This window comes from Xanthomonas prunicola (assembly GCF_025266575.1).
GTDB lineage: Bacteria > Pseudomonadota > Gammaproteobacteria > Xanthomonadales > Xanthomonadaceae > Xanthomonas > Xanthomonas prunicola.
Map to the genome: position 1 here is coordinate 5158123 of NZ_CP096142.1, position 13094 is coordinate 5171216.

The 13094-nt window shown below is 68.9% G+C and carries 2 protein-coding genes (1 of these 2 running past the window's edge); both read left to right on the plus strand.

All coding sequences use genetic code 11. From position 1 onward, the window contains the following. On the plus strand, positions 1-8781 hold the full coding sequence (locus M0D43_RS21980; protein WP_260807629.1) for a non-ribosomal peptide synthetase: 8781 nt from the start codon (positions 1-3) through the stop codon (positions 8779-8781). Then, positions 8778-13094, plus strand: the 5' portion of a protein-coding gene (locus M0D43_RS21985; RefSeq protein WP_260807630.1) for a non-ribosomal peptide synthase/polyketide synthase. Its footprint extends 18060 nt past the window's final position; only the first 4317 of its 22377 coding nucleotides appear in the window; it begins with the start codon at positions 8778-8780; its stop codon lies off the right edge, out of view. The genes M0D43_RS21980 and M0D43_RS21985 overlap by 4 nt, the downstream gene beginning before the upstream one ends.

Sequence of the window (13094 nt, forward strand, 5' to 3'; positions counted from 1 at the left end):
ATGTACAGGACCGGCGATCTGGCCTGCTGGCGCGCCGACGGCACCCTGGACTTCCTCGGCCGCACCGACCGCCAACTCAAACTGCGCGGCTTCCGCATCGAACTGGGCGAGATCGAAGCGGCGTTGCTGGCCTGCGCCGGCATCGACGATGCGCTGGTGCTGGCACGCGAGGATCAGCCGGGCGAACCGCGTCTGGTGGCCTACGTCGTGGCCGAACGGATCGACACCGAGGCAGTGCGCGAACAACTGCGTGCGCGCTTACCGGACTACATGCTGCCAGCGGCCTACGTGCAGCTCGAGGCCCTGCCGTTGACCGTCAACGGCAAGCTCGACCGTCGTGCCTTGCCGATGCCGGCGCTCTCCATCGCCGATGCGGTCGGTGACGCAGAGCGCCCGCAGGGCGCGATCGAACAGGCCTTGGCCACGGTGTGGGGCGACCTGCTCGGCCTGCCGTCGCTGCGGCGCCACGACGACTTCTTCGCTCTGGGCGGCCACTCGTTGCTGGCCGTGCAACTGATCTCGCGGGTACGCACCGCTCTAGGTGTGGAACTTCAGATCGGGGACGTGTTCAACCATCCGCAACTGCATGCCCTGGCCCGCTGCGTGGCCAGCGCCGCGGCCAGCACGCTGCCGGCCATCGTGCCGGCCGACCGTAGCGCACCGCTGCCGCTGTCCTTCGCCCAGCAGCGCCTGTGGTTCCTGGCCCGGCTCGATACCCAGGCCGCGCTGGCCTACCTGATGCCCAACGGCCTGCGCCTGCGCGGTCGGCTGAATCGCGACGCCCTGCGCCAGGCACTGGACCGCATCGTCGCCCGCCACGAGACCTTGCGTACCCGCATCGGCCTGCACAACGACGAACCGGTACAGCGCATCGATGCCGACAGCATTGGTTTCCCGCTGTCCGAACACGATCTCAGCGCCTGCTCCGATCCGGACGCCCAGGCCCGGTCGCTGGCCGACCAGGAAGCCGACACCCCCTTCGATCTGGACCACGACACCCTGGTCCGCGGGCAACTGCTGCGCCTGGGCGACGACGACCATGTCCTGCTCGTCACCCTGCATCACCTGATCTGCGATGGCTGGTCGATGGGCCTGCTGGTGCGCGAGCTGAGCACGCTCTATGCCGCCTTCGCGCAAGGCCTGCCCGATCCCTTGCCGCCGCTGCAATTGCAGTACGCCGACGTCGCCGTGTGGCAGCGCCGCTGGATCGAGGGCGAGGTGCTGCAACGTCAGCGCGAGGTCTGGGTCGAACACCTGCACGACGCCCCGGCCCTGCTGGAGCTGCCGACCGATCGGCCCCGGCCGCCACAGCAGGACCATCGCGGCGATGCAGTGGGGTTCACCTTCGATGCCGCGCTGACGGCGGCGCTGAAGTCCCTGAGCCAGCGTCACGGCACCACCGTGTTCATGACCTTGCTCGCCGCCTGGGGCGTGCTGCTGGCGCGCCTGTCCGGGCAGGATCGGGTGGTCATCGGCACCCCGGTCGCCAACCGCACCCGCAGCGAACTGGAGCCGCTGATCGGCCTGTTCGTCAACACCCAGGCGCTGTGCATCGATCTGCGTGCCGATCCTTCCGTCGCCGGGTTGCTCGCCCAGGTGCGCGCCACCGCATTGGCGGCCCAGCAGCATCAGGACCTGCCCTTCGAGCAGCTGATCGCCGCGCTCAACCCCGCACGCAACCTGGCCCATCACCCGGTGTTCCAGGCCATGTTCACCTGGCAGAACGCCACCGCCGGCGAGAACGCCCTCGATCTGCCCGGCCTGCAGTTGCAGGCGCTGCCGCAGACGCTGGCCATGCGCAAGTTCGATCTGGACCTGACCCTGGAAGAGCGCGATGCCTGCATCGTCGGCACGCTGGGCTATGCCACGGCGCTGTTCGATGCGACGACGATCCAACGCTGGTGCCGCGGCTTCGAGCAGTTGCTGCATGCGCTGAACCGCGACGACGCTAGCCGCGTCTCGCAGCTGCCCTGGCTCGATGCGCCACAGCGGCAGCAACTGCTGGCCGACTTCGGCACCGGCGCGAGCGCCGCGCTACCCGGGCACGCGTTGCATCAGCTGGTCCAGGCGCAGGCACGGCGCACCCCGGATGCCATGGCGGTGGTGTCGGACCAACGCTGCCTGAGTTACGCCGCCCTCGATGCGCAGGCCAACCGGCTGGCGCAGCGCTTGCTCGGCATGGGCCTGCGCGCTGGCGAGCACGTGGCCATCGCCCTGCCGCGCTCGACCGACCTGATCGTCGCGCAACTGGCCGTGCTCAAGTGTGGGGCGGCCTATGTGCCGCTGGACGAGGCGCACCCCATCGAACGCCTGCTTGCGCTGATCGCCGAGGCACAGGCGGCGGTGTTGATCCACGCTGCCGACAGCGCCCTGGCGCCTGCGCAGGTGGCGTGCCTGACGATCGACGGCCTCGACGACACGGCAGGCATCGCGACCGCACCGACGATCAGCGTGCCCGCCACGACCACGGCCTACGTGATCTACACCTCCGGTTCCACCGGCATGCCCAAGGGCGTGGTGGTGTCGCATGCCGCGGTGCGCAACCTCGTCCTGCAGGACGGACCGGCGCGCTTGCAGGCCGACGACCGCGTCGCCTTCGCCTCCAACCCCGCCTTCGACTCGGCCACGCTGGAGGTCTGGGGCAGTCTGCTCAATGGCGCCACCGTGGTCGTGGTGCCTGCGCCGGTCATGCGCGATCCGCAGGCGCTGGGCGCGTTGCTGGCACGCGAACGCCTGTCGGTGCTGATCCTGGTCGCCGGCGTGTTGCGCGCCTACGCGCCAATGATCGCGCCACAGTTGGCCGCACTGCGGCTGCTGCTCACCGGCGGCGATGTCGCCGATCCGCATGCCCTGGCCCAGGTGTTGGACGCCGACGGACACGCCACCGTGCTGCAGACCTATGGCCCGACCGAGAGCACCCAGTTCGTCACCGCGCTGGCGTTGCAGCATGCGCCCGATCCAACGCAGCGCGTACCGATCGGCCGGCCGCTGGCCAATACCCGGCTCTGTGTGCTCGACCGCCACGGCCAGCCGACGCCGATCGGCGTGGCCGGCGAACTGCACATCGCCGGTGCGCAACTGGCGCAGGGCTATCTGCACCGGCCCGACCTGACCGCCGAACGCTTCGTGCCCGATCCGTTCGCCGAACAAGCCGGCGAGCGCATGTACCGCACCGGCGACCTGGCGCGCTGGCGCGACGACGGGCTGCTGGACTTCCTCGGCCGCAACGACGCGCAGGTCAAGATCCGTGGCTTCCGCATCGAGCCGGGCGAGATCGAGGCGGCTTTGCGCAACTGCGCGGGCGTGCAAGAAGCGCTGGTCCTCGCGCGCGAAGACACCGGCGACAAACGCCTGGTTGCCTATCTCGTCGGCGACAGCTCGGCGCTGGAGCCGGCCGCACTGCGCGCCCAGCTCGCCGCGCGTCTGCCCGACCATATGCTGCCGGCCGCCTACGTGCAGTTGGACGCCCTGCCGCTGACCGCCAACGGCAAACTGGATCGCGCCGCCCTGCCGGCACCCGACGCGCAGGCGCTGGATCTGCCGGCCTATTTCGCGCCTCAGGGCGACCTCGAGCACGTCCTGGCCACGCTGTGGAGCGAGCTGCTCGGCGTCGAGCAGGTCGGACGCACCGACGACTTCTTCGCCCTCGGCGGCCACTCACTGCTGGCGGTGAAACTGATCGAACGCCTGCGCCGGCTAGGCTGGCAGATCGATGTACGGGCGCTATTTGCCCAGCCCACGCTTGCTGGACTGGCAGCCAATCTGCAGACCGCGTCCACCCTCGTGGTGCCGCCCAACCGCATCGGCGCGGACTGCACCCACATCACCCCGGACCTGCTGCCGCTGGTCGCGCTGACCCAGCCGGAGATCGATGCGGTCGTCGCCAGCGTCGACGGCGGTGCGGCCAATGTGCAGGACCTCTATCCGCTGGCGCCGTTGCAGGAAGGCCTGCTGTTCCACCACCTGGCCGATCCGCTCGCCGATCCGTATCTGCATTCGTCCGTGCTCGGCTTCCCGTCGCGCGAGTCGCTCGATGGCTTCCTCGACGCGCTCGACCAGGTCATCGCCCGCCACGACAGCTTGCGCACCGGCTTCGTCTGGCAAGGCCTGAACGCGCCGCTGCAAGTCGTCTGGCGCAAGGCCACGCTCGCCCGCCGTGTGCATCGCTTCGACGGAGCCGATCCGGCCGCCGACTTGCAGGCCTGGATGCACACGCCCACCGCCGCACCTAGCCCGCAGCGGGCGCCGCTGATCCACGCCCATCTGGCCCACGACCCGGATGCCGGACGCTGGCTGCTCGGCCTACAACACCATCACCTGGTGATGGACCACACCACGCTGGAGCTGGTCATCGAGGAGGTACAGGCGCATCTGAGCGGACAGCAGCGGCAGCTGCCAGCGCCCCTTCCGTTCCGCGACTTTATCGCCCATGCCCACGGCGGAATTTCCGAGCAGGACCACCAGGCCTTCTTCACCGAAATGCTCGCCGGCATCGACATGCCCACCACTGCGTTCGGGGTCTTCGCTCCGGTAAAGGAGCCAGCCTCGCTGCAACAGGTCTACTTGCCGCTGCCCGCAGCACTTGCCCAGGCGCTGCGCAGCCAAGCGCGCCGCCGCGGTGTCAGCGCCGCCAGTCTGTTCCATCTGGCCTACGCCTTGCTGCTGGCGCGGACCAGCGGCAGCGACGAGGCCGTGTTCGCCACCTTGCTGTTCGGACGCATGCATGCCAGCGCCGGCGTGGACCGCGTGCTCGGCATGTTCCTCAATACCTTGCCGATCCGCCTGGGCGGTCGCGGCCACAGCGTGCTGCAGGCGCTGCGCCACACCCAGCTGTGCCTGGCCCAGCTGCTGCACCACGAACATGCACCGCTGGCATTGGCCCAGCGTTGCAGCCCGCTGGACCCGTCCACACCGCTGCTCAACGCCTTGCTCAACTACCGCTACGCCGGCGGCAGCAACGTCCTGAGCGCGGTCCACGATGACCGCTTGCAGGACGTGCAGCAGCTCGGGGGCCAGGAGCGCACCCACTATCCGCTGGTGGTGTCGGTCAACGACCATACCGAGGACGGTGGCTTCTCGTTGGGCGTGCATTGCGTAGAGCAGATCGGCGCCGAACGTATCGCGGCGATGCTGTTGCAGACCGTGCAGGCCCTGGTCCAGGCACTGGAGCAGGCACCGGATACCGCACTGCATGCCCTGGAACTGCTGCCCGAGGACGAACTTGCCCGGTTGCAGCACGTCAATGCCACCGCCGTCGATCTGGGTGGCACCGGCTACCTGCACCGCCAGATCGAAGTGCATGCGCAACGCACGCCACACGCCATCGCCTTGGTGGAAGGCCAGCAGGAGCTCAGCTACGCTGCGCTCGAGGCCCGCGCCAACCAGCTCGCTCAGCACCTGATCGCGCTGGGCGTGGCGCCCGAACACTGCGTGGCCGTCTGCCTGCCGCGCGGCATCGACCTGGTCGTGGCGCTGCTGGCCACGCTAAAAGCCGGCGGTGCCTATCTGCCGCTGGACCCGGACTTGCCGCCCGCACGCCTGACCGGCATGCTCATCGATGCACAGCCGTGCGTGCTGCTTGCGCACTGCGACACCGCCGCGCTGTTGGGCCAGCGCGATGACCTGCACTGCGTGCTGCTGGACGCGGACCAGCCTGCATGGCGCGCCGCTGCCACGCAGGCGCCGGCGGTGCCGACTTTGTTGCCGCAACATCCGGCCTACGTGCTCTACACCTCCGGCTCCACCGGACAGCCGAAGGGCGCCGTCAACACCCATGCCGGTATCGACAACCGACTGGGATGGATGCAGCAGACACTGGGGCTGCGCCCAGAGCACAGCTTGTTGCAGAAAACCCCGATCAGCTTCGACGTGTCGGTGTGGGAGATCTTCTGGACGCTGCGCGTGGGCGCGCGCCTGGTCCTGGCCCGACCCGGTGGTCACAGGGATCCGGCCTACCTGATCGATCTGATCGAGCAGGCCGGCATCGACACCGTGCAGTTCGTGCCGTCGATGCTACGGGTCTTTCTCGAGGCCCTGCCCGACCAGCGTTGCTCCGGCCTGCAGCGGATCTTCTGTGGCGGCGAAGCGCTCACGGTGGATCTGGCTCACGCGGTGCGTGCGCGCTTTCCGCAAGCCCGGCTGTACAACCTCTACGGCCCGACCGAAGCGGCGGTAGGCGTCAGCGCCTGGGAGTGCACCGGTGCCGACGATGCCAGCATGCCGATCGGCCGCCCCATCGCCAATACCCGCCTGCATGTGCTCGATGCGCAGGGCCGCCAGGCTCCAATCGGCGTGGCCGGCGAACTGCAGATCGCTGGCGTACAACTGGCACGCGGCTATCTGGGCCGCCCGGACCTGACCGCCGAACGCTTCGTCCCCGATCCATTCGCCGACCAGCCCGGCCAGCGCATGTACCGCACCGGCGATCTGGCGCGCTGGCGCCCCGAGGACGTGCTGGACTATCTCGGTCGCAACGACGATCAGGTCAAGCTGCGTGGCGTGCGCATCGAACTGGGCGAGATCGAAATCGCCTTGCGCGGCTGCGCTGGCGTGCGCGCGGCGGCGGTCGTGGCATGCGACGGGCTGCCCGGCGATACCCGCCTGGTCGCCTATGTGGTGGGCGACGCTGATGCCGTCACTGCCGATGCCTTGCGTACCCAGCTGGCCGCACGCCTGCCCGATGTGATGGTTCCAGTGACCTACATGCAACTGGACAGCCTGCCGCTGACATCCAACGGCAAACTCGATCGTCGCGCCTTGCCGGTTCCCGACACCGCAATGACGGTGTGCCACGGCTACATTGCGCCGGCCAATGCCATCGAACGCAACCTGGCCAAGCTGTGGGCCAGCGTACTGGGGCCGCAGCGCATCGGCCGCGACGACCATTTCTTCGAACTGGGCGGTCACTCGTTATCGGCGATGCGGCTGATGACCGCCGCCAATCGCCTCGGTCTGCCATTGACGCTGAATCTGCTGTACGCGCATCCCACCTTGCGCATGCAGGCCGAATGTCTGCTCGGCGGCACGCATGCCCTGGGCAGCCGCGCCGTCGCTGTCCGTCGGCAGGGCACACGCCCGCCGTTGTTCGTGGTACCGACCGGCACCGGCGATATCGCCTATGCCTTCGAGCTGGCGGCACACATCGATCCGGACATCCCGGTCTATGCCCTGCCCTGGCCCGATCCGCTACCGGTCACGCTGGAGGCGCTGGCCGCGCACATGGCCGAGCTGATCCAGGCGGTGCAACCGCAGGGCCCCTATCACCTGCTCGGCTATTCCTCCGGCGGCCTGCTCGCCTATGCCATCGCCCAACACTTCGGCATGCATGACCAGCCCGTCGCCTTCCTGGGCCTGCTCGATTGCGATCTGCCCTCGGCACCACCGCAGACCGACCCGCTCGAACAGGCCATCGGCAAAGCCCTGGTCCGCCAGATTGAAGCATCGATGCGCCATCGCTCCTATCGCGCGCGTAGTGACGTCCAGGCCGGGTTGAGTGCACTGCTGGATCGCATCCGCGACAGCACCTATCAGGACATGCTCCTCGCCTGCGAAAGCGATCCGATGCTGGCGCAATTGGCGAGCGAAGAGCAAACCACGATCGAGGACCTGCTACGCACCTCGGTCACTAGCACCGTCTTCAACCGACTGTGGCCGACATTCCTGTCCCAACCACTGCCGACGACGTGCCGACTGCATCTGTTCCAGGCCGTGGAGCCTGAACCGGCAACCGATGCCTATGGTTGGCAACGGCTGGTGCCAGCGGCGCAACTCGAGCGGATCCCGGTTGGAGGCAGCCACATCACGCTGATCGAAGCCGAGCATATCGCCGCACTCGGCCAATCCGTTGCGTGCGCGCTTGGTACCGAGTCTGCCAAGCCCGTCTCGGTGATCTACCAGCCCGCTTTACCGCTCTGCACCGCCAGGACACGACGGCAGCATTCCGTGGTTTGCGTTCCAGGTGCAGGCGATAGCGTGACCGGCTTCATCGATCTGAGCAGTGACTTTGGCGATAGCTGCAACGTCATCGGCATGCAGCCGCGCGGCACCGATGGCAGCTGCCCGCCGTTCGGCTCGGTCGAGCTGGCCGCACAGCACTATCTCGACGCCTTGCCCGCAATCACGGCCAACGCGCCGGCGCTGCATCTGATAGGCCATTCGTTTGGCGGCTGGGTGGCGTACGAGATGGCGCTGCATCTGCACGCGCTCGGCCGACCGGCCACCAGCCTGACCCTGATCGACACCTGTCCCCCCAGCCAGGCCGGCCGCCCCCTGGACGGCAGCCGCGATACCGTCGTGGACGACTTTCTCGATGCCTTGCAGCTGCGCCTGCACGCACCCTTGGGCATCGACCGCCAGACGCTGCACCGGCTAGACCAGGAGGCGCTGCTCCAGGCTTTGCATCGACTCATGGTCGAGCACCGCCTGATGCCGTCACGCTCGCAGCCCGACGCGGTGCGCGGCAGTCTGACCACCTTCGCGCAGTGCTGCCGTACCGCCTACGTCCCCGCCAGGCCTTACCCCGGCACCTTGCATCTGGTCCTGGTCGCCGACACCCGGCTGCAGCCCGAGCAACAGGCCGCCGAACGCCTGCGGCTACGCCAGGCCTGGGCGGCCCACGCCGCCGACCTGCATCCCTGGCACGGGCCCGGCAACCACATGACCGTGCTCGCCAAACCGCATAGCCAGACCTTGGCGCGGTGGTGGATTTCCAGCGTGCGCGACAGCACTCCTCCATCGACTGCCACTGCGCCGGCTCGCCCTGGCACCACGGTGATTGCATGACCCCGTTCGACATGATCCCTGCCATTACCAATCCAGTGCGTCCGCTCAGCTCTGCCCAGCAAGGCGTCTGGCTCGGGCAACTGCTCGCACCGGACCAGCCCAGCTACACGATCGGCTGCGTGATGCACTTCGAAGGCAATCTGCGCCGCGATGTATGGGAACAGGCGGTCGCTGCGGTCATCGCACGCCATGACGCCCTGCGCACCGTGCTGGTCGAAGGCACGCCGCTGCCGGGCCAACGCGTGCTGGAGACGCTCTCCTTTTGCCTGCCCTGGCACGACTACTCCGCCGGCCCCGATGGCGAGCAACGCGCCCTGGCCCACATCCGGCAAGCCACGACGCGCTCGTTCGTGGGCTACGGCCAACCGCTGTGGGACATCCAGTGGCTGCAGGCCACTGCCACCCGCGGCTATTGCCTGTACCTGTGCCATCACCTCATCGTTGACGGCATTTCCATGGGGATGCTGGCCCGGCAGGTCGTCGATTGCTACAACCGGCGCCTGCGCGGCGAGCCCGACCAGACGCCTGCTCCGTCCTACCTGCAAGCGCTCGATGCCGACGCGGCGTATGTCGGTTCCAGTCGCTATCAGCGCGATCTGGCGTACTGGCACACATGCCTGAAACGGCGACCGGAGCCGCTATTCCCCGGTGCGACGGTTGCGCTCGGCCATCAGCCGAGCGTGCAGTTGAACGGCGTGCTGGACACCCCGGTCTTCCTGGGCCTGAGCGCGCTGGCCGAGCGTCTGGGCGGCTCGTTCACCAGCCTGATCGTCGCCTGCGTGGCCAACTGCCTGGCGCGCCTGGGCAACCATCAAGCGCCGATCGCCATCGGCCTGGCCATCCACAATCGCCACAACCGCATCGAACGCGACATGGTCGGCATGCTGTCCACGCAGCTGCCGCTCTATCTCGCCACCTCGCCACGGGCGGACATCGCCACCGCCATGCGTGGCGTGGCCAGCGCGCTGCGCCCGGCCATGCGCCATGCGCGCCTGCCCCTGCAACATGCGCTGCACCAGCTGGGCGAGGCCGGACAGCTGGCGCCGCGGCCATTCGATGTCAGCGTATCGGTCGAGGACTTCAGCGCATTGGGCGATGCGCCCATCGCGGGCGGAGGCTGGCACATGCTGCCGCTGCACGCCGGCTACGAAGACACTGCGCTGGGCGTGTTCGTCCGGCGCTACAGCACGCAGCATCCGATCGTGCTGGAGTTCAACGTCAACCCGGACCGTTTGCCCGTGCCGCTGGCCGAACAGGCCCTGGTCGCGTTGCAGCAGATGCTGCCAGCGCTGCTCGGGAATCCGCACCCCCCCCTCTCGCGCCTTCCGTTGCTGACGCCCTCGCAGCGCCAGCAGATGCTGCATGCGTTCAACGACCGCCCCGGACGCGTTCCCCGCGACCGCCAGGTCCATCGCGCGTTCGAACGCCAGGCCGCCGCCTGCCCGGACGCCATTGCGCTGGTGGGCGATGAAGCCCACCTCAGCTACGCCGCCCTGGAGGCGCAGGCCAACCAGCTCGCGCACCACCTGCGCGCGTTGGGCGTGGCGCCCGACGAGCGCGTGGCGATCTGCCTGCCGCGCGGTATCGCCATGGTGGTCGCGGTGTTGGCCACACTCAAGGCTGGCGCGGCCTACGTGCCGCTGGACCCGGCCTATCCGGCCGAGCGCCAGGCCTACATGCTGCAGGACTGCCAGGCACGGGTGCTGCTGACGACCGCGGCGGCGGCGCTGGCCGTGCCGGCCGACCTGCTAGTGGTGTACGCCGATGCTGCGCCAGCGGCGTGGCATGGCCTGCCGACCACGCCACCGGCGCACGCCGGCTCGCCGCTGCACGCGGCCTACGTGATCTACACGTCCGGCTCCACCGGGCGGCCCAAGGGCGTGGTGATGCCGCACGGCCCGCTGCTCAATCTGTTGCAGTGGGAAGCCGAGCATTGCGCCGGCGCCGACCTGCACGCCTTGCGCACCCTGCAGTTCTCTGCGCTGGGCTTCGATGCCAGCTTCCAGGAACTCTTCAGCACTCTCGGCACCGGCGGCACCCTGGTACTGATCGGTGACACGCAGCGGCGCGACGCGCATGTCCTTTACCGCCATGTCTGCGCCCAGCGCATCGAGCGCCTGTACATGCCTTACATCGCCCTGCAGTCGCTGGCCGAGACGGTGCTGGCCGATCCGGCGCTCGATGCGCTGGACTGTCCGCTGCGACAGGTGCTCACCGCCGGCGAACAACTGCGCATCACTCCGGCGATCCGCGCCTTCTTCGCCCGGCGCCCGGCCTGCCGGCTGCACAACTACTACGGTCCCACCGAAACCCATGTCGCGTCCGCCTACCTGCTGTCGACGGACACCGCGACATGGCCGCTATTGCCGTCGATCGGCAGCGCCCTGCCGGACACGCCGATGTGCGTGCTCGATGCGGGCCGCCAACCGTTGCCGGTGGGCGCCACAGGCGAGTTGTATATCGCCGGCGTGCAGGTCGCACGCGGCTATCTGCACCGCCCGGCATTGACCGCCGAGCGCTTCGTCCCCGATCCGTTCGCTATTCAACCCGGCCAGCGCATGTATCGCACCGGCGATCTGGCCCGCTGGCGCGCCGACGGTGAGATGGACTTCCTCGGCCGCAACGACGATCAGGTCAAGCTGCGCGGCTTTCGCATCGAACCGGGCGAGATCGAAGCGGCATTACAGGACTGCCCGGGCGTGCGCGAGGCGGCAGTGCTGCTGCGCGAGGATCGCCCTGGCGACAAGCGCCTGGTCGCCTATCTGGTCGGCGCAGGACTGCAGGTGGAGCAGCTGCGCGACCGGCTCGCCGCGCACTTGCCCGAGTACATGGTGCCGACGGCGTATGTCGTGCTGCCGGCCATTCCGACCACCAGCCACGGCAAACTGGATCGCCAGGCCCTGCCTGCGCCCGATGCCACCGCCCTGGCCGTGCCGGACTACGCCGCGCCCGAAGGCGAACTGGAAACCCAGCTCGCCACGCTGTGGCGCGACCTGCTCGGCGTGGAGCGCGTCGGCCGTCGCGACAGTTTCTTCGCCCTCGGCGGGCATTCGCTGCTCGGCGTGCAGTTGATCGCGCGCATCCGCAGCACGCTGGGCCTGGAACTGCCGTTGGCCACCCTGTTCGCCCAGCCGCGCCTGGCCGAGCTGGCCCGTGCCCTCGCCCACGCCGCGCCCAGCGCCCTGCCGGCCATCGTGCCGGTGCCGCATCCTGCGCCGTTGCCGCTCTCCTTCGCCCAGCAGCGGCTGTGGGTGCTGGCCCAGTTCGATGCGCGTGCCGACCTGGCGTATCTGATGCCCGGCACCGTGGCCTTGCGCGGTGCACTGGATGTGGCCGCGCTGCAGCGGGCGTTGGATCGCATCCTCGCCCGCCATGAGGCCTTGCGCACCCGCTTCGTCGCCACCGAGGACGGGGCCGTCCAGGTCATCGACCCTGTCGAGATGGGCGTGCCGCTGGAGTACATCGACCTGCGGCACGCGTCCGATCCCCAGGCCGCCGCCCAGCGCCATGCCGAGCAGGAGACCACCCTCGCCTTCGACCTGGCGCGTGCTCCGCTGCTGCGCGCCCGCTTGTTGCAGCGCGCCGAGGACGATCATCTGCTGCTGGTGACGCTGCACCATCTGGTCGCCGATGGCTGGTCGATCGGCGTGCTGTTGCACGAGCTGGGCGCGCTGTACAGCGCCTTCGTCCGCGGCCAGCCTGACCCGCTGCCGCCGCTGCCGATCCAGTACGCCGACTACACTCTGTGGCAGCGCCGCTGGATCGAGGCGACGTTGTTGCAGCGCCAGCGCCAGTTCTGGCTCGATCACTTGTGCGATGCGCCGGCGCGTCTGGCCCTGCCCACCGACCGCCCACGTCCGCCCGAGCAGGACTATGCCGGCGCCGCCATCGCGGTGACGCTGGATGCCGCACGCACCCAGGCGCTGATCGCGCTGAGCCAGCGACATGGCGTCACGTTGTTCATGACCCTGCTCGCTGCCTGGGGCGCGCTGCTGGCACGCCTGGCCGGCCAGGACCAGGTGGTCATCGGCACGCCCATCGCCCAACGCACGCGTGCAGAGACCGCCTCGCTGATCGGCCTGTTCGTCAACACCCAGGCCCTGCATATCGACCTGCGCGGCGACCTCTCCGTCGCCGCGTTGTTGGCCCAGGTCCGCGCCACCGCGCTGGCCGCGCAGGACCATCAGGACCTGCCCTTCGAGCAACTGATCGAGGCGCTCAATCCAGTGCGCAGCCTGGCCCATTCATCGGTGTTCCAAGTGATGTTCACTTGGCAGAACACGCCGCACGTCGCGTTGGCGATGTCCGGTCTG

Bases quoted from the DNA above. Each gene is read 5' to 3' on its own strand.
- M0D43_RS21980 (WP_260807629.1), top strand. From the start codon at position 1: ATGTACAGGACCGGCGATCTGGCCTGCTGGCGCGCCGACGGCACCCTG.